Here is a 25,991-nt window from a genome sequence, read left to right as displayed (position 1 = left end):
TCAGGTCGGCTACGCATCGTCCTTGGTAGGCCTTTAACCCCACCAACTAGCTAATGCGCCGCAGGCCCATCCACAAGTGACAGATTGCTCCGCCTTTCCTCCTTCTCCCATGCAGGAAAAGGATGTATCGGGTATTAGCTACCGTTTCCGGTAGTTATCCCTGTCTTGTGGGCAGGTTGCCTACGTGTTACTCACCCGTCCGCCGCTAGGTTGATTAGAAGCAAGCTTCTAATCAACCCCGCTCGACTTGCATGTATTAGGCACGCCGCCAGCGTTCGTCCTGAGCCAGGATCAAACTCTCCATTAAAGACCAACCGAAGTTGGTTATAGAAAGAGCGATTAGCTCATTTTGAAACTGACGAGATAAAATATCTCATTGTTTGATTTTGCGAACAAAATCATTTTACTCACTCGTTGTTCAGTTTTCAAAGATCAAACCTTCATTAATACTTCACTTTGTTTCACCACCGCATCTCAGCGGCGACTTAATTAATATAACATACGGTCGGGATTTAAGTCAACACTTTTTTTAAATTATTTTCAATTTTATTTAAGCACTGCTCACACAAAAAATTCCCGGGCTTTAAAGGCCGAGAATTAATGTATCACATTTCAGAATTCGTCGTCAACTATAATTTATAAAATAAAACAATACCGCATTAGACTAACCAAACCCCATCCTTTTTTTGCACACTCCCCTTCCCTAACAACTGCTACAATAATGTTTTTCAGACAGCCTGTCCGAACAATATTATTTTCAGTCCCAGTAAAAGCGCAATTCCTGGCAAGCCTAATATCGTTACTGCTCCCATCGTCACTGGGTTAATCGGAATGTACACCTGTGTAATCCACCCTGAATAATTGATAACATACAGTGCAATAGCTGCCAGAGCCATATGCGCTCCGAATACTACAAACCAACCGATCCCCAGACGTTTTTTGAGGATTAGGTACATCAGTAATCCGGCACAGGCAATCAAGACAAGCCATACTACCCCTCTCATTCCGCTCTCCGTTTGTGAACCCGGTCAGCATCATTGGCATACCCCGGTTCATCTGCTGGCAGGTGAAAACGATGTAGCCCTTGCTGCTTTGCGCTTTTTAAATGTATTTGATATTTACGCTCCGCAGCTTCCAGAACAAAAATGGCGTAGTCGATTTCATCCTTACCCGTAGCTTCATGAAATAAACGATGTGCTCTTAACCATTCCGCATGCGAAGCTCGAATCTGAGCAAACAATTCCTGGCGATACTCCGCTTCTGTCTTCCCATTCTCCTGACGACGGAAATTTTGCTTCATCCGTTCCCACATTCATTCATCCTCCTCACAAGCTGAATTATGTGTACAGTCTGCAAGACCACCTTATTCATACTTATTGAACAAAGGACAAACTTAGAACCAGAAACGACTATAAAGCCATCTATTCATGCAAATAAAAAAGGAGCCGTAACGGCTCCCTAAGCAAATCAAGGATGTCCCAAGGACATTTCAGACTCAGAACTTATAACTACACCTACTAATTGAGCTCTCTGCGGCCTTCTAGCGCTTTGGACAGGGTGACCTCGTCGGCATACTCCAAATCCCCGCCCACAGGCAAACCGTGAGCAATACGAGTAACCTTGATTTCAAAAGGACGCACTAGCCGTGAAATGTACATAGCCGTGGCCTCTCCTTCAATGTTCGGATTCGTAGCCAGAATCAACTCCTTGACGCGTTCATCACTGAGCCTGGTCAGCAACTCCTTGAGTTTGATATCCTCAGGACCAATCCCCTCCATCGGAGAGATTGCCCCGTGAAGTACATGGTACAAACCATCAAACTCCTTGGTACGCTCCATAGCCACCAAATCCTTGGCATCCTGAACAACACAAATGACGGAAGCATCCCTCGTCTTGTCCTGACAGATCCGACAAGGGTCCGTGTCCGTAATATTGCCGCAGACTGAACAAAAGTGAAGATTTCGTTTTACATTGACCAGCGCTTTGGCGAAATCAATCACATCATCTTCCTTCATTTTCAGTACGTGAAAAGCCAACCGGGCAGCTGTTTTTGGGCCTACTCCCGGCAGGCGCGTAAAAGCATCAATCAGCTTTGCAATCGGCTCGGGATAATGCAATAGCGTGTTTCTCCTTTATGAGTAGACTAGAACAAGCCCGGAATTTTCATACCACCTGTAAATTTACCCATATCATCATTAGCCAGTTCATCCGCTTTGGACAAAGCATCATTGACTGCAGTGAGTACGAGGTCTTGCAGCATTTCTACATCATCAGGATCTACAGCTTCCGGTTTGATTGTGATGGACAACACTTTTTTATGTCCACTTACCTCTACAGTTACCACACCGCCACCAGAAGAACCTTCGATTACTTTCCCACCAAGCTCCTCTTGGGCTTTCAGCATTTGTTCCTGCATTTTTTTCACTTGCTTCATCATTTGGTTCATATTGTTCATTTCAATCATCTCCTTTAATGAAGTATACATCTACATTTCATTATTCTTTAATGACTACCAGGTCTTCCCCGAACAGCTGAATCGCTTCATCAATCCAGGGCTCCTTGGACTTTCCCGGCGCATCATGCTCCGGCTCCAGTTGCAATTCTTCGGCAGGCTGGTCAGAAACTCCTTCAATCGCAGCATTCCAATCCTTTTGCATCATCGTTACCAAACGATAAGGATGACCCAACTGCTCATGCAAAACCTTCTCGATGACCTGCTTATTGGCAGGCTTTTCGGTAGTTTCACGATGAATGTTGTTTTTAAACGCGACCAGCACACTGTCCTCTAACACAGAAACCGGCTCACCATCCATAAACCAAGCATGAACCGTAACTTTCGCCTCTTTTACCCCTTGCAAAATCTGGCTCCACTTGCGCCCCACCGCTGCGAATGCTTCGCTTGACTTCTCAGCGATATAGCGATCCAACTGAGAAGGAAGTTTAGCTGGCGCTGAAAGACGTGGAGCAGGGGCACGACCACCAGAAGCCTGGCGACCGCCTGAAGATGCCTCCTGACCCGCTCCAGCGGCCAAGCCACCTTGCATTGCACGTTCCAGCTTCTTTTCCAGCTCAGCAAGCTGGCGCTTTAACACGGCCACTTCTTCCTGACCAGCAGCAGCACCAGAGCGCTGTACAGTCGGCTGAGCAGCAGTTCCCGCTTCCCCCGGAATGCTGCATAACTTCAGTAGAGCTACCTCAAATAAAGTTTGGGGCTGAACGGCATATTTCATCTCACCTTGATAACGATTAAGGGTGTCGATCATTGCAAAGAGCTGCTCCTTGGTAAAAGCATCTGCCACTTCCTTAAACTGCTCCGGATTCAGCACTCGCTCCGTCATTTTGGTCGCCTGCGGCACCATCTTGATCATTAGCAGATCTCGGAAATAGTACAGAAGATTCTCCATACACTTATCCGCACTTTTACCTTCCTGCATAAAGTTCTCGATCAATTGGAGCACTGTGCCCACATCTTCTTTCAGTAATGCCAAGGCCAATTTACCGAATTGCTCGGATGCGATCCCGCCCGTCATATCCAGCACCTGCTGATACGTAACCCGGCCATCAGTAAACGAGGATATCTGATCCAAAACGCTAACCGCATCTCGCATCCCGCCATCTGAAAGACGTGCAATATATTGCAGTGCATCCAAATCAGCCTGGATGTTCTCCTGTTGACATATCAGGTCAAGCCGCTCTGTCTGCTCCTCCAGCGATACTCGCCGAAAGTCAAAACGCTGGCAACGTGAAATAATTGTCGCGGGAATCCGATGCGGCTCTGTCGTAGCCAATATAAACATTACGTGTGGCGGCGGCTCTTCCAGCGTCTTGAGCAGCGCATTGAACGCTTCCGTCGTCAGCATGTGCACTTCATCAATGATATAAACCTTGTGCCGCACTTCTGTGGGCGCATATTTGACTTTATCGCGCAAATCACGAATCTCTTCAACACCCCGGTTAGAGGCTGCGTCAATCTCCTGCACATCCATGACCGCTCCGGCCGTGATCCGTTTACAGGCTTCGCATTCGTTGCAAGGTTCCGGCGCAGGTCCATGCTCACAGTTGATTGCCTTGGCCAAAATTTTGGCCGCACTGGTCTTACCCGTTCCTCGCGGACCACTGAACAGGTAGGCATGGGACGTGCGATTTTCGCGGATGGCATTCTGCAATGTCTGGATAATATGCTGTTGTCCTACCATGTCCTTGAAAGCCTGCGGCCGCCAAGCACGGTACAACGCTATATGTTCCAATGCGCGTTCCCTCTTTCCCATTCACTTTCATGACCATTTATGGTCACTTCATTATACTATACTCCCGTCCGAATCTAAACCAGACACATTTCAAATTATAAGCACAAAAAAACACCTTCGCATAATTGCCAAGATGTTTCAATCCCTAAGTATATACCGTGCACCTGTTATTGATCGTTGTGATCCGAGCGGCAACCCTGAGCAACAACTCGGGCTAGGCAACCCTCCGGCACAAGAGTGGACTTGCTTATGGCTGCTTCCTTCCGGACCTGACCAGGTTCACAAGTACTCATTGCGGAGGACCCAACCGTCAACATTGTGCGCAGGGACCAGCCTCACATCAACAACACCTCTAACAGGAATTCAACCTCGCTATAGCGGATTGCGAGTTACAGGGCACCGCTACCTCCCCATCTAGCACGGTGAAAATAAGTATATCTCATGGTTGCACAAAATGCAAATAGCAAATAACGACAAAAAGAGCCTCCTGCAATTGCAGAAGGCTCTAATAACTTTATCTCTTGCGGCAACTTATTACATACCGTATTTCTTTTTGAAACGATCCACACGTCCACCAGCATCAATAAACTTCTGCTTACCTGTGAAGAACGGATGGCAAGCGGAGCAAATCTCCACACGCAGAGATTCCTTTACAGAACCAGTTTCAAACGTATTCCCGCAAGCGCAAGTAACATTAGTTACGTTATACTTCGGTTGAATAGCCTGTTGCATTAACTTTCACCTCTTTCCGCCCTGAACGTCCTATCAGCCCAGAGTTGTATGAACACATGTTCAAATTATAGCACTTGAATATAAGTGTTTCAACATCTTTTTAGCACACAAAACAGTGTAAGATCGGTGTGTTTCAAATAACTCCCGACCGTTTAGGTTCTGGCAAATTTGGGACGTGCCAGCCCTTGCGGCGGCACATGAGTGTAAGAACCGATAACCACATCCGGCAGTTCCTCACGATAAATCTCAAGCATTTGCTTCATACCAAGTATCTCCCCTTGAGCCGGTGGAATCAACTCCAGATAGCTTTCAGGATCAATATTCAGATTACGCATTTGAATCAGCTTGAGCTTAGTGCGTTTGGCAAATTCAATCATTGCCTCAATTTCTTCCTCCCGGTCTGTTACACCCGGGAAAATCAAATAGTTGATGGACGTATACACTCCCTGATCGGACGCATAACGGAGTGACTTTTCCACATTAGCCAGCGTGTATCCGCGCGGCTTGTAATACGCATTGTAATGGTCGTCCAATGCACTAATTGTGCTTACTCGCATGAGATCAAGACCCGCATCCACAATTCCCCGGATATGATCATTCAATCCCGCATTGGTGTTGATATTAATATATCCCATATCTGTAACGGAACGTACTTCTTTGATCGCATCAATAATCAGTTTGGCTTGAGTGGAGGGCTCACCTTCACAACCTTGCCCAAAACTGATGATAGACTCAGGTGTCTTCAAATGTTCCAACATAACTTCTACAATCTCTTCCACGCGGGGACGGAAGTTCATTCTTGTCTGAGGAGATACAAAACCACTGTCATCCGGCTGTTCAGATATACAACCAAAGCAGCCCGCATTACAAGAATAAGATACCGGAACTCCCCCCTCCCAGCGATTCAGGAACGTATTCGAGGAAGTAAGGCATTCGTACCCCAGCGCACAGTTAGACAAATGCTGGTACAGCCTATTTTCGGGATACTGCTCTGTCATCCGCTGAACTCCCAATTTAACTTGATTGCGGTCACAGTTTTCGGGATTCCATTTGGAAGGACTGTCACTTTGCTCTGCCGTCACATAAAATGCCCCATCTTTCCAGACAACGGCCGAATAACCGAACAAGGGGAGTTTATACTCCTTATCCGTCTTCACATATCCCGGCAGACATAGGCGAGTAAAACCTTGGGGTAACAAAGCCCCTACTGCCTGCATATCTCCCGGAAGAGAGACCATTTCCCCTGTTTCAGGGTTCATACCGACCGGGCGGGTGCTGGGCAGGCTTACCAGTGTAGCTCCTTCCGGCAACGGAATAAGCTCATCCTCCATGATTTCAACAATCATGTCTGCACTACGGGCAAGCCCATACAAAGAAGCATGATCATATACATTGCCTTTTTCGTCGGCATACACCAAATACATTATGGAGCTCCTTTCGTTCCATTAGACGCGCCATTAACCAAATGAATAGTAATGGCTGTCTACTTACGGAACAGATAAAATACATGGTTTGGGTTTAATTGGTTGTGGCGGGAACCGACGCTGTGGTAGAACGCGTAGTTCTTCGTTGTTGGCCACTAGAGCTACCTTGCGAGCCGCTGGAAGAAGGTGCTGTCAAATCAAACGAGGCTAAAAACTCAGCGTTGGTTTTGCTGTTACGCAGTTTTTTGAGGAAGCCTTCCACAAAGTCATGGCTTTCCGTCATATTTTTACGAATAGCCCAGATCGTATCTAATTCTTCCTTGTTCAACAGCACTTCCTCACGACGTGTACCGGAACGACGAATATCAATCGCAGGAAAGATACGACGTTCTGCCAGTTTGCGGTCCAAATGCAGCTCCATGTTGCCTGTGCCTTTGAACTCTTCGTAAATAATATCGTCCATACGAGATCCTGTATCAATCAGCGCTGTGGCAAGAATCGTCAAGCTACCGCCTTCCTCCACATTCCGAGCTGCGCCAAAAAAGCGTTTTGGACGGTGAAATGCTGCCGGATCAATACCCCCACTCAAAGTACGACCAGAAGGAGGGATGACGAGATTGTACGCACGAGCCAACCGTGTAATGCTATCCAACAGGATGACAACATCCTTTTTATGTTCTACGAGACGCAGTGCACGCTCCAACACCAGTTCTGCCACTTTGATGTGATTTTCAGGAAGTTCATCAAATGTAGAGGCCACAACTTCACCTTTGACAGAACGCTGCATGTCAGTCACTTCTTCAGGGCGTTCATCAATCAACAAGACAAATAGCTCAATCTCGGGATTGTTGGTAGAAATGCTATTGGCAATTTCTTTGAGGAGAAGCGTCTTCCCAGCTTTGGGAGGTGCCACAATAAGTCCGCGCTGTCCAAGTCCGACAGGGGCCAGTACATCCATAATTCTCGTAGACAAATGGTTGGGGGAAGTTTCAAGGACTAATTTGGTTTGCGGATACAGTGGAGTCAGTGCAGGAAAATGTAGCCGCTCAGCAGCTTGCTCAGGACTTCTTCCATTGACGGCGTTAACTTGAAGCAATCCAAAATACCGTTCGTTTTCTTTCGGCGTTCGGCATTTACCGGAAACGAGATCGCCCGTTCTCAGGTCAAACTTGCGGATTTGTGAAGCAGAGATGTAAATATCTTCGGTACTCGGGAGATAGTTGATCGGCCTCAGAAAGCCGTAACCTTCAGGAAGTATTTCCAGAACACCCTGCATAAACATTAATCCACTCTTCTCAGCTTGTGCGCGCAGGATGGCGAAAATTAATTCTTTCTTCTTGAGCGTTCCGTAGTACGGGATCTGGTATTGCTTGGCCAGCTTGTACAGGTCGGTCAGCTTCATTTCTTCCAGATCGGAAATTTGCAGATCCATATAATAACCACCTATTCAATTATTAAGTCCATTCATACAATTAAATGATAGACAATGATATCATAAACACCATCAACATAATTTTAACCAAAACAAATAAAGTTATGCAGCCAGCTGCCTGAATTATACCGAATTATTCCGGTTTTTTGATAAAAGATTGTTAGGTATGGACCAAATCTTATACCAAGCAGCGGCTGCATAGGTGTTACCCGTTATTCCGCTTTGGTTACAGTAAATTCAAACAAAGTACATGGTTTAATTACTCAGTCTGCCGCCACACATCTGCGCCTAAAAGACGCAGGTTCGAAACGAGATGATCATAACCACGGTCAATATACTCGACACCCGCCACCTCGGTTACCCCTTCGCTTACTGTAAGTCCAGCAATGACAAGGGCCGCTCCGGCGCGCAGATCTGCAGCCTTCACTTTAGCCGCATTCAGTTGACCACCTTCAATAATGGCAGACCGACCCTCTACGCGAATTTTAGCCCCCATTCGCACCAGTTCAGGGACGTGCTTAAAACGATTGCTGTACACAAAATCGCTCAACACACTGACACCCTGAGCTTGGGTTAGCAAGCTGGTCATGGGAGATTGTAAGTCTGTGGGGAAGCCGGGGTATACCAAGGCTTTAACGTCGACATGCCCATAGGAAGGTGCACCCAGTACGCGAATACTTTCATCATATTCCTCAATGCCGATGCCCATTTCCTGCATTTTGGCAGTGAGAGCCTCCATATGTTTGGGGATTACATTGTCAATCAATACATTTCCACGGGTTGCCGCAGCAGCAATCATATAAGTGCCTGCTTGTATACGGTCAGGTATGATGGAATGACGGCAACCATGCAGCTCCGACACACCTTCAATACGAATTGTCTCCGTACCAGCGCCTTTAATAATCGCCCCCATGGAGTTTAACAGAGTTGCTACATCTATAATCTCAGGCTCTTTAGCCGCATTTTCAATAGTTGTGGCGCCTTTGGCACGTGCGGCCGCCAGCATAATATTAATGGTTGCTCCTACGCTGCTGACATCCAAATAAATCTTGGTGCCGCGCAGTTCTTTGGCGTGCAAATGAATAGCGCCGTGCTCGTTCGTAACCGTGGCACCCAGCGCTTCAAAACCTTTGATATGCTGATCAATGGGCCGGGGTTCAAAATTACATCCTCCTGGCAAACCGATGATCGCTTCCTTGAATCTGCCCAGCATGGCCCCCATCATATAATAAGAGGCTCGTAATTTCTTAACAGGTCCATTCGGCATAGGAATGGATTTAATGGAGGAAGGGTCTATCTTCATCTGGCTACCTTCCCAGGTAACCTTTGCGCCAAGCTCCTCCAATATTTCGGAATACACCGCCACATCACTGAGCAGCGGCAAATTATCCAAAATGACTTCCGACTCTGCCAGAATGGCTGCGGGAATCAAGGCGATGGCACTGTTTTTGGCACCGCTGATGGAAACTGTACCCTGAAGCGGCCGTCCACCGGTGATCATCAATTTTTCCATAAGCTTGAGGGTCCCCCTACGTGTTTTGCAGTCGGTCAAACAATGAACTGAAACCATAAACTTTCAACTTTTTAAGTGGTTAAAATGGAAAGACACCGGCTAAGCGGTGTGCTTTCCATACCACACTATTCAACTGTACAGATTTAAATATTTTGTGCAGCATAATTACAGCTACAACGAAGAAATGCATCCAGTCTATGCAGAGGCATGACTAGTTGGAACTTATTACGCTTTGTTGTTGGAACCGAACTCACGGATTTTACCGATAACTGTTTGTTTGATTGCTTCACGACCTGGTTGGATGAATGTACGTGGATCGTAAGCATCTGGTTTTGCAGCAAGCACTTCACGAACCACTTTCGCAAATGCGATTTGGTTTTCAGTGTTTACGTTGATTTTGGAAGTACCCAGGGAAATGGATTTTTGGATGTCATGTGTAGGGATACCTGTTCCGCCATGAAGAACGAGTGGCATTTTCACAGCATCGCGAATTTCTTCCATTTCTTTAAAGCCCAGGTTTGGTTCACCTTTGTATGGTCCATGAACAGAACCCAGTGCAGGAGCCAGTGTATCGATGCCTGTTTCTTTAACGATACGTACACAATCGTCCAGCTTAGCGTACATTACGTCACCTACAACATCATCTTCTTGACCGCCAACCATTCCAACTTCAGCTTCAACGGAAACGCCTTTGGAATGTGCATATTCAACAACTTTCTTCGTTGTTTCGATATTTTTCTCGATTGGGCTGTGGGAATCGTCAATCATAACAGATGTGAAACCAGCGTCGATTGCTTCTTTACATTTGTCAAAGCTAGAACCGTGGTCCAAGTGAATTGCAACTGGAACCGTAATTTTCATGTCATGAATAAGACCTTCTACCATTTTAACAACAGTGTAGAATCCGCCCATGTGACGTGCTGCGCCTTCAGAAACACCCAAGATTACTGGGGATTTTTCTTCTTCAGCAGCGCCCAAGATAGCTTGAGTCCACTCCAGGTTATTAATATTGAATTGACCTACTGCATATTTTCCTTCGAGTGCTTTGTTCAACATGTCTTTCATAGATACCAATGGCATGGTTACAGTCCTCCTAAAGGTGTTTGGGTTTGTCTATATTTTTAGCCGACATCACATACGGGCTTATTATACCACAACCCATGTTAAATACTAAACAAGCTTTTGCATATCAACACATACAAAAATCACGCTCAGGACGCCGTTTTTCCATAGAATTGTATAAGGAGAGGATTTACTTTCAGTATTTCCCATAATCACAAACAAAAAACCCTGTTTTGTTAACAGAGTTCTCAACCAAAATGACTTCCCTAGTCACCTCTGAGTTGTTTGTTCACGGCGATCCGCATTTCATCAATATCAAAGGGCTTGGTAAAATGCATAAGTGCACCTAGCTCCGTCGCCTCTTTAATCATGTCCAGTTCTCCATACGCTGTCATCATAATAACCTTGATGTCGGGATTCATGCTTTTTAGGTGCTTCAGAATTTCAAGTCCGTCCATACCTGGAATTTTCATATCGAGCAGAACCAGATCAGGTGGTTCCTTCTCAACAATCTCAAGAGCAATTTTCCCGTTCGCTGCCTGAAAGGTCTCATAACCCTCACTTCCGAACACTTCCATCAGTAAAATCCGTATTCCATTCTGGTCATCGACGATTAATACTTTTTTCTTTTCCAATGTTTTAACCTCCTAAGATCTTAAAACGAGGATCATGCAGCTATTGCCATAACAGCGTCCGATGACGTACAATATCCGTCCCATACCTAAAACTATATTCGCTCCTGCAAAAAGAAAATCCTGCTCTTATACATAATTGTGGAATATTCTTTCATAATCAGGAAGCATGGGATAAAAAAAGACCTCCCAAAGGAGGTCTTTCAAGCTGTAGCATTAACCTTGAAGCTGCAATGCCGCTTTTACAAATTCACGGAACAAAGGCTGTGGACGATTCGGACGGGAAGTAAATTCTGGATGGAATTGTACCGCCAGGAACCATGGATGCTCAGGAAGCTCGACAATTTCCACCAAACGTCCATCCGGTGAAGTACCAGAAATACGAAGACCTGCTTTTTCAATAACTTCACGATATTCGTTATTGAATTCGTACCGATGACGATGTCTCTCGTACACCAGCTCGTCGTTGTAGCAAGCCTCTGCCAGGGAACCTTCCACCAGTTTACATGGATACAGGCCAAGACGCATGGTACCGCCCAAATCTTCGATGTCTTTTTGGTCAGGAAGCAAGTCAATGACAGGATAATCGGTAGCCGGGTTAATCTCCGAGCTGTTGGCTCCCTCGAGACCAGCCAGGGAACGAGCAACCTCAATAACAGATACCTGCATACCCAGGCAAATACCGAAGAACGGAATTTTTTGCTCCCGTGCATAACGAATGGTGCTGATTTTGCCTTCAATTCCGCGATCGCCGAAGCCACCTGGTACGAGAATACCGCCAATGCCGCCCAGCATGTCAGCTACGTTCTCGTCCGTTACTTCTTCAGCGTTCACCCAGCGGATTTTTACGTCCGCATTTGCATCAAACCCAGCGTGAGAAAGTGACTCAACAACACTTAAGTATGCATCATGTAGCGCAACATATTTACCAACAATAGCAATTTCAACCGTTTTGTCCAACTTGCTGATTCGATCAACTAACCCTTCCCATTCGGTCATATCCGGTGCAGGTGTTGTCAGCTTCAGGTGGTTAACTACGATTTCGTCCAAACCTTCTTCACGTAGGTTCAACGGAACCTCGTAGAGAGTCGAAGCATCGCGGCATTCTACCACTGCATTCGCATCAATATCGCAGAACAATGCAATTTTAGCCTTCATATCGGAGGACAATTCATGCTCTGTACGGCAAACAATGACATTCGGTTGAATGCCGATGCTGCGCAGTTCTTTCACACTGTGCTGAGTTGGTTTAGTTTTAACCTCACCAGCAGCTTTAATATAAGGAATGAGCGTTACGTGAATGTACATCACATTTTCGCGCCCAACTTCACTTTTAAGCTGACGAATGGCTTCCAAAAATGGCAAGCTTTCAATATCGCCTACAGTACCGCCGATTTCCGTAATAATGACATCCGAACCCGCTTCACGGCCTGCACGGTACACGCGCTCCTTGATTTCGTTCGTAATATGAGGGATAACCTGTACGGTACCGCCCAAATATTCTCCGCGACGCTCTTTGCTGATCACGCTGGAATATACCTTGCCTGTTGTGACATTGCTGTTCTTGGACAGATTAATATCAATAAAGCGCTCATAGTGTCCCAAGTCGAGATCCGTTTCCGCACCATCATCCGTTACAAACACTTCACCGTGCTGGTAAGGGCTCATGGTACCTGGATCGACATTCAGGTACGGATCAAATTTTTGAATCGTTACCTTCAGTCCCCTGTTCTTCAAAAGCCTCCCCAGTGAAGCTGCCGTAATCCCTTTGCCCAAGGAAGACACAACCCCGCCTGTCACAAAAATATACTTCGTCACTGTTCAAAACCCTCCTAGATAAGATGCAAAAATTCAGGCGACATTATGATGTTATCGTAACCCGTTTGCACGGATTATCATCCATGAAGAAGGCAGCGGTTATATTTTCCAATCCGCCGCCCTTAGCCCTCTTTCATGAGTGAAAACACCCCTATAAAAAACAAAAAAGCACTCCCGTAGTACGGGGCACTTTTATACAAAAAGCAAACATATAAGTGAATCAATCATAAGCCCAAGCAATAGTTTACCCCGTGTCCAATCCGCTGTCAAGGAAGTTATCTGTGTTAATTTGTCCTTTGAACCTGATTGGAATAAATCTATCTGAAAGCTATAAATCAGCAGGGGTTTCAAGAAAACGGTCATGAAAAAGGGGAGAGCGTATCTCCCCTTGCAACCTGTTCCTAACGAAGTGAATCGTCGTCGTCTTCGATCGACTCATCGTCATTTTCATCATCTGTATCTTCCTCATCACTGAGGTCTTCATCGTCAATAACTACGTCATCGTCACTATCATCGTCATCTTCTCCGTCGAACAGCTCGTCTTCGCCATCCTCGTCTTCGCTATCTGCATCGAAGTCGTCATCGGAGTTGTATGTTTCTTCTTCCTCATGATAGTCATCTTCGTCGTCATCGTCTTCATCGTTAATGATACGAGGACGCTTGGCGCCTGTCAGGGCATCTTCGGATTTATCTACCGGATACCAACGTTTCAAGCCCCACAGATTCGTACCGACACAGGCAAAACGCCCGTCAATGTTGATTTCAGTATATAGCTGAGCAATAACGTCATTAATTTCTTCGTCGGACAAGCCGCGCAATTTGGCGACTTCATTCATCAGGTCACGGTAATAATATGGAGTATTGGCTGCTTTCAATACCATAAATGCCAAATCCACCATTGGAGTCTCGTGGACTTTCTCCGGGTCAATCTTCAAGTTGAGTGGTGTACTCACCTAGGGACACTTCCTCTCACACGTAATTCACAAGAACATGTTTCAGAGCATACACGATACATGCAATACTAACATATCCATTATCAAAACTAAGTAAAACCTATTTGGAAGCAAATTGCAAGTTAAACATGGGTATCGTCATAATTTCCAAGAATATCCCCCTGCACAAGACGGCACACGTAAAAAGACGGGGTTCCCCCCGCCTCCGACTGTACCCGCTCCGGGAGAGGCCTCCCAAAGTTGTTGCACAAGAGCTTATGCCCTCCATGTATCGTATGTGTCCATAGCTACTTTGACACGACAAGCAGGCCTATTTCCATAAAAAAGGGGCAAGTTTCCCATGCCGTAGCTGACGCTTGCTCATACAATACCTCAGCATGGCTCATCGGAGGGGGACCGTCTCAAATGGACTATCCGGATTTTTTGCAGCGTTTGCATGAGGGTATTTCGGAGCCGTCCGGCAGTGGACGGAACAAACAGATTATCACGTTCGATAAGCCTCACCAATACCGGGAATGCCTGTCCTATCTCAGGAAGTTGAAACCTGAGCTTGCGGGATTACGGCAAGTACAACCGGCTAGGCTAATCCGTGCTCTCATCGCTCCGCTTTCAGGGGGAGACAGGCTGGGCAAATATCACCACGGTGTTACCGTTGAAGAAGATACCCGCATAAAGGTTCATGCAGAAACGGCTTATATACCGAAAGCAGAGAAAAGCATTTCTATGCCATGGGGAGTCAAACAGGTACGTGCATACAAGGCTTGGCCTTCCTCGACAGGGAATCGGGTCAGAATCGGTGTGATCGACACAGGAGCGGATTTTCATCATCCTGATCTTCGCCATTCCCTTGCCAGAGGTATCAATTTGTTGAACCGGACCATGCTACCCTATGACGACAACGGCCACGGCACTCATATTGCTGGAACCATCGCGGCATCCAACTATGACGAGGGTATGGTTGGCGTAGCACCACGGGCTTTAATTCATCCTATAAAAGCATTCGATCATAATGGAGCCGCCTATGTCTCTGACATCATTCTTGGTATCGACTGGTGTGTATTAAATCGTGTCGATATTATTAATATGAGCTTTGGTATGAAGTCGCGCAGCAAGGCACTGCTTGATATGGTGAATAAAGCATATCATAACGGCATTGTAATCGTAGCTTCCTCGGGAAATGAGGGTAAGCGTCGAAGTATTGACTATCCGGCCCGCTATTCCCAGACGATTTCAGTCGGAGCTACCGACAAATACAGACGTATCGCTCCTTTTAGCAATCGGGGGCAATTCGTAGACGTGTATGCACCCGGTGAGAAGATCAGATCCTCCTGGATTCATGGAAAGCATCATGAAATGAGCGGCACCTCTATGGCTACTTCCCATGTGACCGGGAGCATCGCACTTCTCCTTTCACTGAGACCGGAACTGGAGCCCGGAGAAATTAAAGCGCTGCTTAAGCGCACTGCCACACCGCTACGCCTTCGTAAAAGTGCTGGACGCACTTCCATCTCCACCAAGCTTGGAGAAGTGGATGCCTTCCGATTGATGCAAGAGGGCACAAAGTGAACCACGATCTGATGAATACTAAACCTCTATCGTTGCACCTGGCTCCAAAGAGTGAACTTCTCTGGCAGGACCTCCATGTTCATTATTTCCTTCTCTTATTAACTCATCTCGTACAAGGTCGGTCTGCAATTTGGGTGCATGAACGAGTACAATCTGTTTGCTAGGCATCTCCTTCAGCATTTGCCGTACATCCGATAATCCCTGGTGCACCTTGTAAATCAAATGCCGAGCTATACAGATGTCATTGGCGTCTGCACGTTCCAACAGATGTTTACCAAAAGAACCATTGGAAGCATGCCCGGTCAATATCACACTGTTCCTAATATCCTCCCCGCTATCCACATCGATCAGCATACTGCGGTGATCCGACAGATATTGATAATACCAACGCGCCTGCGGGGAATCCATCATGCCGTCTCTTGTTACGATAATAGTGGCCGTGTTCCGTTCCAGCAGACTTATCCGTCCCGCAGTATCACGAGGCACAAACACCCTGTCACTGTTCAACACATGTTTTATTCGCGTGGAAGCTCCCGGACGTAGCCACTCTTTCCATCGATTTAACTGTTTCAATCCGTGCCACAGGTCAGGCTCTATAATTATTGCTTGTTCAGGAAATTGCTCGCTGGCCCATACGATCAATTCCTGTCCTCTGCCAAAGGCAGGCACTGGCAACAACACATGGCCGCCAGACAATAATACCTGCTCCATCTCGACCCTCAGCCGCTCCAGCTTAACAGGCTGCGGGTCTATATCCATACCATAAGCATTGTCCATGATAGATATGTCCACTAGATTGGACTTTGGCTTGCATCCAGGAAGGTCATCTCCCCCCTCCCTCATACACAAGTCCGGTGCATCGGCAGCAAGAAGCTCAGATTCACGGCTATAGTCTCCAGAAAAGAACAGCCGCTTCCCTTCCATTTCTACGATATACCACACTGCACCAGCCAAATGTCCACTGCGTCCCCACATCATTCTCACACCCGGACAAGCTTCATGCCACACTCCTGACGGCGTTTCGTCTTCTAGATAGCGATAGGTAATAGATTGGATATCTTGTTCACTGTAGGGCAATTCGCCGCCTCTCGATTCAACATAAGTTTGCCAGGAGCGAAAATAGGATCCCAGCTGCTCAGCGGTAGCCTTGGTCGTCCAGACCTCTCCCCGATATCCATACTTGTACAGTAAGGGGAGCGCCATGGAATGATCCTCATGTGCATGAGACAGCAAAACAGTAGTTAGCTCCTTCACCTTCTGTGGCGGAAAAACCGGATATTGCCCGGTTCCTTCCTTTTTTACGCCACAATCCAGCATGATACGATGCTGCTTTCCTTCAAAAACATAACAGGAGCGGCCATGTTCGCCCGCTCCACCCCAAATCCTAAGCTTGGTCATCATCATTTCCACTTTCTCCGCGAGTTTAAGCTTTCCATTAAGATCAGTAGCAGTGTGGTCAAACCAACCGATATAACAGCCATCGCCATGCCAAGCGACACCTGTCCCTGCTCAAACTGGGCAAATATATAGGTTGCAGACGTCTGGACGGATGGCGGTAAAATCAGCAACGATCCTACCAGCTCCCGTGAAGCAATGGTAAAGGTCATCATCCAACCAGCGAGCATCCCCGGTCCAATCAGCGGCAGTACAATCCGGCGGAATATGTAAGACGGACGCCCGCCGAATACCTGTCCCGCCTGAAAAAGACCAGTGTCCACCTGTGTAAAGGCGCTTTTGACATACTGCACCGTATAAGGAACAAACAAAATAACATACGTCAGAATGACCATGCCATATGTGTTATACAATGGAATGGGCATCCACGGCGAATTCCACCACAAAATCAGACCCACCACCATAACAATTCCCGGCACTGTATTCGGAAGTAAACTGAATGCATCAACTGTCCGTTGGATTTTCGTGCGTGATCCACCGATAACAAGCGCAAACCAGGTGCCCAGCACCACAGCAAGCGTCGATGCACCCAAAGAGAGAAATACACTGTTCAGTAGCGCTTCCATGCTTTCTGAACCCCACGACAGCAGTTCCTTGTAATAGTCGAGTGTAAGGTTGTTCCATGCCAATCCGATTCCCCGCAGCTTCATGGAGGAGGCCGCAATAATTGAAAAGTAAGGGATGCCAATAGCTGCGATGAGCAGCAATAGGATGAACATGACACTCAGTGCTGTAGTCCAGCTGGATACACGAAGACGGGAAGGACGGGAACCTTTACCCCCTACCAGTCTGTATGTGAACTTTCGATTGATCACCGATTGCACATACCACACAAGCAGGCAGGCCGTTAACAGCACCGAGGCCATGGACGTCGCTTTGCCAAAATCGATGGGCCAACTGGAAATATATTTGTGAATTTCAGAAGTCATAACCTCATACCCGATACGTCGCCCAAAGGTAGCGGGTGTGCCAAACTCGGCAATCGTTTTAACGAAAATGAGCAGCGCACCCATTCCGTATGCCGATAGCAGCAGCGGTAAAATGATTCGACGGAACCTGTACAGAAAGCCTCCGCCCATGACAGCACCCGCCTCTTCCAGACTGCCGCCAATCCTCACCAGCGCCCCGCGTAGCAGCAGGTACAGGAATGGAAACAGATGCAGGCTCATGATCATCACCATGCCGCCAAGGCTGAAGAAGGAAGCCGTTAAGAAATGCAGATCCGGGAGCAACTGCTCCATATACCCGTTTTTTTGCATAAACAGGATCCATCCCATGGAACCAATATAGGGCGGAGTCATAAACGGAATCAGCAGCACGACATCCAACCAGCGCCAGTGTGCGAGTCGGGTGTTGGACATGATCCAGGCTAGCGGAAGTGCAAGGACGGTCGTTCCTGCGATCACACAGATGCCTAGCCAGATCGAGTTGAATAGCACTCCTGCAAATTGAGAAGCAGCTAACGTTCGAAAAGGCGCAGCCCATTGAAATGTCCCATCAACATACACACTTTGGATGAAGACCTGCAGCAACGGCAGTACAATTAGGATAAAAAGCGCGATCAGAGCAAGTGTCAGGGACCATCCCCTGATGTGTTTAACAGACAAACCTCCCATCGGCTTATTTGAACATTTGCGTGAACTTTTCCGTCACGTCTGATCCGTGTTCACCCATCCATTCCCAGTTGGTTTTCAGCAATGGGATTTCGTCGAGGTTTGCACGCTTGTCAGCTTTGATATCCGTGCGTCCAGGGAGTAGGGAAGCATCTGCTACTAGTTTCTGTGCTTCGTCTGACAACAGATAGTCAATGAACGCTTTGGCATTTTGCTCATGCTGTGTGGACTTGAGGATTGCGGCAGGACGCGGGCTAATGACCGTTCCCTCTGTCGGATAGACGATGTCAATCGGCTCGCCTTTGGCTTTAGCCTTGTAGGTCATGTAATCAACCGCAGCGATGACTACACCTTTAGCCCCCGTAATCACTGGATCCAGCGCTTCCTGATTCGCACCGGCCATGGCCACACCGTTAGCCTTGTACCGCTCAAACAACGTCCAGCCTCCATCGCCCTTGGCGCTCAGATAGCCTGTCATAAAATCCAACGCTGAGCCAGACAGCGATGGATCGGGAATGTTAACCTGATCCTTGTACTCAGGCTTCGCCAAATCGGCCCATGAAGCAGGTGTCGTTTTCACTAACTTCGTGTTATATGCAATACCTAGAGCAGAAGCACTAGTACTGAAATAGTTACCCTCCTTATCGGACCAATCCGGGTTTAGCTTGTCCGCATTTTTGGCATCTGGATAGGGAAGTGTAAGTCCTTCCTTTTTCAAGCCTTGTACAGACGGAAGCGATGCCAGCACAACCACGTCTGCTACCGGATTCGTTTTCTCCGCTTCCATGCGGGCTAAAATCTTACCTGTCGTTCCCTGAAATAACTCAACCTTAACCCCGCTCTGCGCCTCATACCCCGCTACCAGCTTTTTCGCCAGTCCATCCGGGCCTGCGCTGTAAACAACCAGCTTCTGATCGGTGGACGCCGCTGCGCCCGCTGGTTTTGCTGATCCATCGGCTTGTGCCCCATCCTTCGATGTCGTAGCCGTTCCGCAGCCTGCCACAGCCAGTCCAAAAGTCAATGTTAAAGCAAGCATAGCCCCTTTTTTCCATCCTGTACGAAAAACACGCCTATTCATCATCTTATATAACCCCTTTTCCCTATGTTTCAAGTTGGTGGATGTATTGCGGTGATACCCAAATATGCATTTGTTCGCCTATGGGCAAGCGGGTGGAGTGATACGCAGTCCATTGCTCGCCGTTTTCGGCTACTAGACGGATTTCATAGCGATCGCCAACATAGCTGACATGCAGGATCTCTACTGTAAAAGTGTGCTGATCCGCTTGTTCCTGTTCCCAACGGACATGTTCAGGTCGAAATAGTGTCCGTTCCAACTCGATCCAGTTGGATTTGCCGATAAAGCTTGCCACCTCTGGATGAGACGGACAACCATAGATCACCTCTGGTGTTCCGGTCTGCAAAATATGTCCACTTTTCATAACCACTACTTCATCAGACATGGACATGGCCTCGATCTGATCATGAGTGACATATAAGGCGGTCAGCCCCAGATCGCGCACAAGCGATATCATCTCAATGCGCATCTTCTCCCGTAGCACGGCATCCAGTGCACTGAGCGGCTCGTCGAACAAAACCAGTCGAGGCCGGATAGCGACTGCTCTTGCAAAAGCAACCCGCTGCTGCTGACCACCGGACAGCTGATGGGGATAGCGATCCTCCATCCCTGACAACCTCACCTTATCGAGCGCCTCCAGCACCACTGCCCGCAGTTCCTTGCCTTGAGCGCTAACAGCCCCTTTTCCCCGCTTGCTCGCTCGCAAGCCGAAGGCCACATTTTCAAACACCGTCATATGCGGCCACAGCGCAAAATCCTGAAAGACCATACCAAAGTGGCGGAGATGTGCGGGAACATCCTTTTTGCGTTCAGCTGAAAAGAGAATTTCCTCTCCCATCGTGATTGTGCCGGTATCTGGTGTCTCCAGACCAGCAATCAAGCGCAAGAGCGTCGTCTTCCCACAACCGGACGGTCCGAGCAGTGTGGTGAACTTGCCCTGTCGTACGACCAGATTCGTCTCATGCAACGCGGTGGTATGGCCGAAGGTTTTACTTAATCCGCGAATATATAGATCCTGATTCATCGCATTACCTGCCTGTTCTTGTGACTGACCCCAGTGTAAAACTTGAATTCGCAACCTGTGTTATTGGGAAGTTAAAACAAAATTAATTATTTCAATGAATTGTGTTAACACTCATAGATTTAATCTATATAGAGGCGGTTGATGCTGTTGCCCAGAGAATAAGCATGATTGTTTGACTTAACTGAAAGCGAGGCATTCTAAGTGAACTTAAGTCTTCTAAAGTTACATATTGTAGAGCTGCTGAACAAGCACCATAAAATTACCACCGTAGCCGAGGTTCTCGGCCTAAAGCAACCCACTGTTACTTTTCATATGAAAAATCTGGAGCGTGAATTTGGAGTAAAGCTGTTTGATACACGTATGGGCAAAATCATCCTGACGGATGCCGGAGATGCGCTGCTGCACTATGCCACCAAGATTAATGCACTTGCGGCTGAGGCTGAGCGAGTTGTCCGTGAGTTCGATACGCTCCAACGAGGGAGTATACGGATTGGCGCAAGCTATGTACCTGCCACCTATCTGCTTCCTGCCGTGCTGCATCGGTTTGCCCGCGAGCATCCGGGCATTCACATTGCCTTGTCCGTGAAAACAGCCCCCGTGATCAAGGACATGCTCGCTCGCCACGAAATTGACCTCGGCATTATTTCGGCAGAGCCGTTTCAATCCCCAACGCTGCTCTCAGAATCCTTGGGAGAAGATGAACTGGTGCTCATCTGCTCACCCACTCATCCGCTCGCTAACGAAACCGATTTAACACCCGAGCGCATCGCTTCTTCCTCTTTTGTGTTGCATGGGAAGGATTCCAGCACACGCCACGTGACTGACAAATGGCTGGAGCGCGGAAGGCGCCGACTTCCATCCTATCTGGAATTGGATTCACTGGAAGCTATCAAACAGGCGGTTATGCTGGGAGGACACATCTCCTTTGTCTCTCGCCTTGCTGTTCAATCAGAGGTTGAGCGGGGTTTACTGATCATAAGACCTATTCCGGGACAGCCTGTTGAGCGGCATATTTATATGGTCAGCAACAAAGATCGTCATCGCTCCGCGCTGATTCACAGATTCACTAAATATTTATGATGGAACCAAGATTAAATCTTAGCTGTCATATAAAAATTATGGTATTTTTTAACCAGAATACCATCTTAGCTTGACATACGACTGACAAATCACCCGTAAAGTGAAGCGTGTAACCTATTCGGACGAACAGGAGAGGATGAAATGAAAACAAGCCTGCGTATCACTAAATTCATGTCAGTAGTAACTCTGAGTGCAGTGCTGCTCGCAACAGGATGGAAAGGTGCAGAGCCCGTACAAGCCGCTGCCAATGCCACACCAAGCTATGAGGTAAAGCTGCTGCTGGATACAGCTCAGGTCCTCAATGCGGATGGCTCTTTAAAAAGCGGTATTGTAAATGAGTTCGGAGTCAGTGAAGATGCGCAACGATTAAGCGTCGAGTTTTTTGATACAGACTCCTTGCAATTGAATGACGAGGGCTGGAACGTTAGATTTCGCAAAAAAGAGGACAAAAAAAAATTATGAGTTAACCTACAAAAAGCGATATACGATCACAAATGGGAATATCGACGCAGCACTTACCCAAGCGAATAAAGAAGGCTTCAGTGCCTCTGATGATAATTATGAGGCTGAGGTGGATTGGGGATACAGCAAGCAGACATTAAGCTTTTCCAATGACAAGAAAACGAACGCCTCCAAAGGATTAGCTCTGCCTTCCCCGGATCAGGCATTAAAACAATTGCAGGACAATCTTCCGGGCAAGCTGCAAAACTGGAAAAGCAGCAACTGGGGCAAACATACCTTGGCAAACTCCAGAGTACGCGGTCCTGTACAGGTCAACAAATATAAGGGCAGCTTTCAGGGCTTGGATACTGACGTTGAAGTATGGCCTATTCGCAGCGCCAACGGATCGGGTACCGACAATATCATCGAAATCTCCTTCAAAACTTCGGATTACAATACTGCCGCAAGCAACCGCACCAAGCTGATGAATCTGCTACAATCCAAAGGATGGCTGATTCCTGCCGATTCCCTGAAAACGAATCTGGTACTGGAACGCTATTAAGCTACTCAAACTTATTGTATTCAAACCAAAAAAAGGAACCGAACGAGCCTCCCTAGAGGGCAGCACGAACGGTTCCTTTAACCATTATACATATGACTACAAAATCATTATGTTGCAGTTGTTTACTTACATACGTTCCGGTGCAGACACGCCCACCAGCTTCAGTACGTTGGCAATGGTCGTGCGGACCGCGCCAAACAACGCCAAGCGAGCTTGCGTTTGAGCGGCATCCTCCGTGATGACACGCTCTGCTTTATAGTAGCTGTGGAACATGGATGCCAGCTCGTAGACATAGCGAATCATACGATGCGGCGCAAAGTTTGCAGCTGCCACCGATACTTCCTCTGGCAACTCGCCAATTTTGCGTAACAAATCGTATTCATGCTCAGCCGTCAGCTTCGACAAGTCAACTTCTGCCAATGGCAGTACAGCAATACCCTGCTCTTCGGATTGACGATATACGCTGCATGCACGTGCATGTGCATATTGCACGTAGAATACCGGATTCTCATTGGAGGTAGAAATCGCCAAATCCATATCAAAATCCAGATGCGAATCCATACTACGCATGGTGAAGAAGTAACGAATCGCGTCTACGCCCACTTCTTCCATCAGATCCTCCATCGTTACTGCCTTGCCAGTACGCTTGGACATTTTTACTTTTTCCCCGTTTTGGAACAAGCTGACCATTTGGGCAATCAGCACTTTAAGCTTATCCGGGTCATTGCCCAGTGCTTCCATTGCGGCCTTCATCCGTGGAATATAGCCGTGGTGATCCGCTCCCCAGATGTTGATGATCGTGTCATACCCACGAGCATATTTGTCGCGGTGATAGGCGATATCCGGAGTCAGGTACGTATAAGTGCCGTCATTTTTGATCAATACGCGGTCTTTATCGTCACCATACTTAGTCGTGTTCAGCCAAGTAGCTCCGTCCTTATCATAAATTTCCTCACGGTCACGCAGCTCATTCAGCGCTTTAAGCACTTCACCGTTATCATACAGTGATGTTTCACTAAACCAGGAATCAAAAGGTACACGGAACCGCTCCAGATCACGCTTGATCTTATTCAGTTCCTTTTCCAGACCGTATTCACGGAAATAAGCGGCACGATCTCCTGGTTCCATAGACAACAGAGAATCGCCCTTCTCAGCCACCAGTTCCTTCGCAAACCCGATGATATCCTCACCATGGTATCCGTCCTCCGGCATCTCCGCAGGCTGTCCTAGCTCCTGCAAATAACGCGCTTCGATGGAACGGCTCATATTGTAAATCTGGTTCCCCGCATCATTAATGTAATATTCACGAGTGACTTGATATCCGGCAAAATCAAGCACATTACATAGCGCATCCCCTACGGCTGCACCACGTGCATGGCCCAAGTGAAGACTCCCAGTCGGATTGGCGCTGACAAATTCGATCTGTACCTTTTTGCCCTCACCTACCTGTACACGACCGTAATCTGCTCCTTGCTCCTGTACTTGTCCGATCACTGCATAGAGGTAGCTCTTGTTCAGGCGAAAGTTAATAAAGCCTGGTCCCGCGATTTCCGCACTTTCAATAGAAGCGGAAGCTAAGTCCATATTCGCAATCAGATCTTCAGCGATTTGACGCGGATTCTTCTTCGCAATGCGAGTGAGCTGCATGGCTACGTTGGTAGCTAAGTCACCGTGTGACTTGTCCTTAGGTACCTCCAGCGTAATGGTCGGCAGCTCTTCGCGACCCACGATTCCAGCAGCCAGCACCGCTGCCTCGATTGCTGAGGTCACCTTTTGATTAATAAGTTCCAGTGGATTGCTTGTCATGATTGTTGCTCCTCCTGTATATGCAAACTGATGGCAAAATGCCCCGAGAAATCCTCAAATACGTATAGATCATAAGTCCAGCTCACTTGTCCGGTGAATCCATCCATCCGAATATCGAGCTTCTGCGTATGCGCAGACATGTTCAGGTTTAAATAAGGCGAGCGGTAAAATCCAGGCAACCTGCGTCCCAGCGCGAACGACTGCTCTGATTGTACCTCACCGTGACGAATCAGCTTTAGCTCATCCGGTCCGATCTTGACTGTGTTCCGTGTCGTACCGCCCTCAGGACTCTCTTGCGGCTCCTCGTACCTTATATATAGATGCTTCCCGCGAACGATTGCTTCTCCAGGAAGCTCCTGTACCACATCTTCTCCGTCATGATGACTATGAAGACGGATTCGAACCTTTGCATTGTGTGGCATGTGTTCAAACTCCATTCTATCGCTATCCTACTGTACTACTATATCCAGTTCCCGATTGCAATTCAAATGAGTTTTTGCAAAAAGATGCTTTCGCCCTTAAAAAATTCAACTACTGTAGGTCAGCTGCACTGGATGCCTGGCTAAAACTTTCAATGAACCGGGAAGCCAAAGAAGACATGTATTTATCCTTCAACCAGACGGCAGCCACACGAGTGTGCAAATCTTCACACATAATTTCCTTAACAATTAAATGATTATTGCTGCCCAAAGACAATGCGGAGCTCGAAATCATGCCAATACCCAGCCCTTCGTTGGCCCAAAGAAGCGTGGTGCGGGCATCGTCATTTTTGCAAAAGTAGTTTGGCTCAAAGCCATGCTTCATACAGGTATCGTGGATCAATTGCTCAAAACGACGATATACGATGAGTGGTCTGTTCTTCAGCTCAGCCAATGATATGCTCTTCTGTTCGGGACTCCAATCATGTTCTTCCGTCATCACTGCTACCATCGGCTCAGTGGACGCATATCTACACCCTAAATCAGTGGTATTAAAAGGGGTTCTGACGATACCGACTTCTACAATTCCTTTGTTCAAAAGATCGAGAATCCGGAAGGTACTTCCCTCATGTATTTCAAATTTTACACCCGCATAGGTTTTATGAAATTCGGAAAGCCTGTCTTTCATCAGGGTTGCCCCAGAGGAAGAAACCGTTCCAATGGTGAGCGTCCCCTTCATCCCCATGGCGAAATCGTTTATTTCCCTTGTCGTAGCATCCGTCAGCTCCAAAATCTGCTTGGCCCTGTTCCGTAAAATGATTCCCGCCTCTGTCAATTGAATGCTTCGTGAGCCTCGATGCACAAGCTTTACACCCAGCTCTTCCTCCAGCTGCATAAGCTGTTGACTTAAGGGAGGCTGTGCGATTTGCAGTTTTTTGGCTGCCGCTGTAATCTGTCCAGCGTCTGCAATCGCTAAAAAATATTTGAGATGTCTCAATTCCATCATGAACCTCCGGTCCTGATATATGTAAAACCTATATCTCTAATATATATTAAATATTATTCATATGGTTGGGGATATGCCATAATCATATTCAGATATGCAATTACAATAGAAAACTTTATACAATATTCAGG

The 25,991-nt window shown here is 47.2% G+C and carries 22 protein-coding genes, 1 rRNA gene, 1 other RNA gene and 1 pseudogene; 3 read left to right on the top strand and 22 right to left on the bottom strand.

The window, feature by feature from the left end; all coding sequences use genetic code 11:
- The 15 genes from C400_RS0113100 to rpoE all read right to left on the bottom strand — a co-directional run.
- Positions 1–307, bottom strand: a 16S ribosomal RNA gene (locus C400_RS0113100); the annotation flags it as partial.
- Between the two features lie 421 nt (positions 308–728).
- Positions 729–1,004, bottom strand: coding sequence for a pro-sigmaK processing inhibitor BofA family protein (locus C400_RS0113095; RefSeq protein ID WP_016818582.1), 276 nt, complete (start codon positions 1,002–1,004; stop codon positions 729–731).
- The gene (locus C400_RS0113090; RefSeq protein WP_016818581.1) at positions 1,001–1,312 is read right to left on the bottom strand and encodes a DUF2508 family protein; all 312 of its coding nucleotides are present in this window, start codon (positions 1,310–1,312) and stop codon (positions 1,001–1,003) included. Before C400_RS0113090 ends, C400_RS0113095 begins: the two co-directional genes overlap by 4 nt.
- 205 nt (positions 1,313–1,517) lie before the next feature.
- Entirely contained in the window at positions 1,518–2,117 is a 600-nt protein-coding gene (recR, locus tag C400_RS0113085; RefSeq protein WP_016818580.1) for a recombination mediator RecR, read from the bottom strand.
- A gap of 26 nt (positions 2,118–2,143) precedes the next feature.
- The gene (locus C400_RS0113080) at positions 2,144–2,455 is read right to left on the bottom strand and encodes a YbaB/EbfC family nucleoid-associated protein (RefSeq protein ID WP_013368784.1); all 312 of its coding nucleotides are present in this window, start codon (positions 2,453–2,455) and stop codon (positions 2,144–2,146) included.
- Between the two features lie 40 nt (positions 2,456–2,495).
- The gene (gene dnaX, locus C400_RS0113075) at positions 2,496–4,247 is read right to left on the bottom strand and encodes a DNA polymerase III subunit gamma/tau (RefSeq protein WP_017427243.1); all 1,752 of its coding nucleotides are present in this window, start codon (positions 4,245–4,247) and stop codon (positions 2,496–2,498) included.
- A gap of 156 nt (positions 4,248–4,403) precedes the next feature.
- Positions 4,404–4,670: signal recognition particle sRNA large type (ffs, locus tag C400_RS26450), an RNA gene on the bottom strand.
- 111 nt (positions 4,671–4,781) lie between these two features.
- Positions 4,782–4,979: a 50S ribosomal protein L31 gene (gene rpmE, locus C400_RS0113070; RefSeq protein ID WP_016818578.1), complete on the bottom strand. Its 198-nt coding sequence runs from the start codon at positions 4,977–4,979 to the stop codon at positions 4,782–4,784.
- Between the two features lie 152 nt (positions 4,980–5,131).
- Positions 5,132–6,403 carry a radical SAM protein gene (locus C400_RS0113065; RefSeq protein ID WP_016818577.1) on the bottom strand — a complete coding sequence of 424 codons (1,272 nt, stop codon included), beginning with the start codon at positions 6,401–6,403 and terminating at the stop codon, positions 5,132–5,134.
- 94 nt (positions 6,404–6,497) lie between these two features.
- Positions 6,498–7,835 carry a transcription termination factor Rho gene (gene rho / locus C400_RS0113060; RefSeq protein ID WP_016818576.1) on the bottom strand — a complete coding sequence of 446 codons (1,338 nt, stop codon included), beginning with the start codon at positions 7,833–7,835 and terminating at the stop codon, positions 6,498–6,500.
- Positions 7,836–8,094: 259 nt separating this feature from the next.
- Positions 8,095–9,348: a UDP-N-acetylglucosamine 1-carboxyvinyltransferase gene (locus C400_RS0113055; protein WP_016818575.1), complete on the bottom strand. Its 1,254-nt coding sequence runs from the start codon at positions 9,346–9,348 to the stop codon at positions 8,095–8,097.
- A 225-nt stretch (positions 9,349–9,573) separates the two neighbouring features.
- Complete coding sequence (gene fba / locus C400_RS0113050) at positions 9,574–10,428, bottom strand: class II fructose-1,6-bisphosphate aldolase (protein ID WP_016818574.1); 855 nt, start codon at positions 10,426–10,428, stop codon at positions 9,574–9,576.
- A gap of 248 nt (positions 10,429–10,676) precedes the next feature.
- On the bottom strand, positions 10,677–11,045 hold the full coding sequence (locus tag C400_RS0113040; RefSeq protein ID WP_014599366.1) for a response regulator: 369 nt from the start codon (positions 11,043–11,045) through the stop codon (positions 10,677–10,679).
- 213 nt (positions 11,046–11,258) lie between these two features.
- The gene (locus tag C400_RS0113035) at positions 11,259–12,860 is read right to left on the bottom strand and encodes a CTP synthase (RefSeq protein ID WP_016818572.1); all 1,602 of its coding nucleotides are present in this window, start codon (positions 12,858–12,860) and stop codon (positions 11,259–11,261) included.
- A gap of 401 nt (positions 12,861–13,261) precedes the next feature.
- Complete coding sequence (gene rpoE / locus C400_RS0113030; RefSeq protein ID WP_013368770.1) at positions 13,262–13,813, bottom strand: DNA-directed RNA polymerase subunit delta; 552 nt, start codon at positions 13,811–13,813, stop codon at positions 13,262–13,264.
- A gap of 405 nt (positions 13,814–14,218) precedes the next feature.
- Between rpoE and C400_RS0113025 the strand changes: the two genes are divergently transcribed.
- Positions 14,219–15,379: a S8 family peptidase gene (locus tag C400_RS0113025; RefSeq protein ID WP_017427242.1), complete on the top strand. Its 1,161-nt coding sequence runs from the start codon at positions 14,219–14,221 to the stop codon at positions 15,377–15,379.
- Between the two features lie 18 nt (positions 15,380–15,397).
- Here the strand turns inward: C400_RS0113025 and C400_RS0113020 are convergent, their stop codons facing one another.
- The 4 genes from C400_RS0113020 to C400_RS0113005 are packed head-to-tail and all read right to left on the bottom strand — an operon-like array spanning position 15,398 to position 20,546.
- Positions 15,398–16,783: an MBL fold metallo-hydrolase gene (locus C400_RS0113020; protein ID WP_017427241.1), complete on the bottom strand. Its 1,386-nt coding sequence runs from the start codon at positions 16,781–16,783 to the stop codon at positions 15,398–15,400.
- Positions 16,780–18,450, bottom strand: coding sequence for an ABC transporter permease (locus C400_RS0113015; RefSeq protein WP_026065441.1), 1,671 nt, complete (start codon positions 18,448–18,450; stop codon positions 16,780–16,782). The genes C400_RS0113020 and C400_RS0113015 overlap by 4 nt, the downstream gene beginning before the upstream one ends.
- A 4-nt stretch (positions 18,451–18,454) precedes the next feature.
- Positions 18,455–19,528, bottom strand: coding sequence for an ABC transporter substrate-binding protein (locus C400_RS0113010; RefSeq protein ID WP_017427239.1), 1,074 nt, complete (start codon positions 19,526–19,528; stop codon positions 18,455–18,457).
- 19 nt (positions 19,529–19,547) lie between these two features.
- Positions 19,548–20,546, bottom strand: coding sequence for an ABC transporter ATP-binding protein (locus tag C400_RS0113005; RefSeq protein WP_017427238.1), 999 nt, complete (start codon positions 20,544–20,546; stop codon positions 19,548–19,550).
- Between the two features lie 201 nt (positions 20,547–20,747).
- Here C400_RS0113005 and C400_RS0113000 point away from each other — a divergent pair, with 201 nt between their 5' ends.
- Both C400_RS0113000 and C400_RS28580 read left to right on the top strand, forming a co-directional pair.
- On the top strand, positions 20,748–21,626 hold the full coding sequence (locus C400_RS0113000) for a LysR family transcriptional regulator (RefSeq protein WP_017427237.1): 879 nt from the start codon (positions 20,748–20,750) through the stop codon (positions 21,624–21,626).
- 141 nt (positions 21,627–21,767) lie between these two features.
- Positions 21,768–22,629 (top strand): annotated as a pseudogene (locus tag C400_RS28580) (hypothetical protein).
- A gap of 126 nt (positions 22,630–22,755) precedes the next feature.
- On the opposite strand, the gene argS reads toward C400_RS28580, so the two are convergent.
- The 3 genes from argS to C400_RS0112980 form a co-directional block, all read right to left on the bottom strand.
- Positions 22,756–24,435 carry an arginine--tRNA ligase gene (argS, locus tag C400_RS0112990; RefSeq protein WP_017427236.1) on the bottom strand — a complete coding sequence of 560 codons (1,680 nt, stop codon included), beginning with the start codon at positions 24,433–24,435 and terminating at the stop codon, positions 22,756–22,758.
- Positions 24,432–24,872 carry a DUF1934 domain-containing protein gene (locus C400_RS0112985; RefSeq protein WP_016818562.1) on the bottom strand — a complete coding sequence of 147 codons (441 nt, stop codon included), beginning with the start codon at positions 24,870–24,872 and terminating at the stop codon, positions 24,432–24,434. The genes argS and C400_RS0112985 overlap by 4 nt, the downstream gene beginning before the upstream one ends.
- A 94-nt stretch (positions 24,873–24,966) precedes the next feature.
- The gene (locus C400_RS0112980; protein WP_017427235.1) at positions 24,967–25,857 is read right to left on the bottom strand and encodes a LysR family transcriptional regulator; all 891 of its coding nucleotides are present in this window, start codon (positions 25,855–25,857) and stop codon (positions 24,967–24,969) included.
- Positions 25,858–25,991 lie beyond the last annotated feature (134 nt).

The organism is Paenibacillus sp. ICGEB2008, assembly GCF_000307675.1.
Classification (GTDB): Bacteria; Bacillota; Bacilli; order Paenibacillales; family Paenibacillaceae; genus Paenibacillus; species Paenibacillus polymyxa.
The sequence above is the reverse complement of the archived record's forward strand: the minus strand, read 5'-3'. Positions and strand labels throughout refer to the sequence as shown.

Coding starts and splice junctions, on each gene's coding strand:
- C400_RS0113095 (WP_016818582.1), bottom strand. CDS start 1,004: ATGAGAGGGGTAGTATGGCTTGTCTTGATTGCCTGTGCCGGATTACTG.
- C400_RS0113090 (WP_016818581.1), bottom strand. CDS start 1,312: ATGTGGGAACGGATGAAGCAAAATTTCCGTCGTCAGGAGAATGGGAAG.
- C400_RS0113080 (WP_013368784.1), bottom strand. CDS start 2,455: ATGAACAATATGAACCAAATGATGAAGCAAGTGAAAAAAATGCAGGAA.
- rpmE (WP_016818578.1), bottom strand. CDS start 4,979: ATGCAACAGGCTATTCAACCGAAGTATAACGTAACTAATGTTACTTGC.
- C400_RS0113065 (WP_016818577.1), bottom strand. CDS start 6,403: ATGTATTTGGTGTATGCCGACGAAAAAGGCAATGTATATGATCATGCT.
- rho (WP_016818576.1), bottom strand. CDS start 7,835: ATGGATCTGCAAATTTCCGATCTGGAAGAAATGAAGCTGACCGACCTG.
- C400_RS0113055 (WP_016818575.1), bottom strand. CDS start 9,348: ATGGAAAAATTGATGATCACCGGTGGACGGCCGCTTCAGGGTACAGTT.
- fba (WP_016818574.1), bottom strand. CDS start 10,428: ATGCCATTGGTATCTATGAAAGACATGTTGAACAAAGCACTCGAAGGA.
- C400_RS0113025 (WP_017427242.1), top strand. CDS start 14,219: ATGGACTATCCGGATTTTTTGCAGCGTTTGCATGAGGGTATTTCGGAG.
- C400_RS0113020 (WP_017427241.1), bottom strand. CDS start 16,783: ATGATGATGACCAAGCTTAGGATTTGGGGTGGAGCGGGCGAACATGGC.
- C400_RS0113015 (WP_026065441.1), bottom strand. CDS start 18,450: ATGGGAGGTTTGTCTGTTAAACACATCAGGGGATGGTCCCTGACACTT.
- C400_RS0113010 (WP_017427239.1), bottom strand. CDS start 19,528: ATGATGAATAGGCGTGTTTTTCGTACAGGATGGAAAAAAGGGGCTATG.
- C400_RS0113005 (WP_017427238.1), bottom strand. CDS start 20,546: ATGAATCAGGATCTATATATTCGCGGATTAAGTAAAACCTTCGGCCAT.
- argS (WP_017427236.1), bottom strand. CDS start 24,435: ATGACAAGCAATCCACTGGAACTTATTAATCAAAAGGTGACCTCAGCA.
- C400_RS0112985 (WP_016818562.1), bottom strand. CDS start 24,872: ATGGAGTTTGAACACATGCCACACAATGCAAAGGTTCGAATCCGTCTT.
- C400_RS0112980 (WP_017427235.1), bottom strand. CDS start 25,857: ATGGAATTGAGACATCTCAAATATTTTTTAGCGATTGCAGACGCTGGA.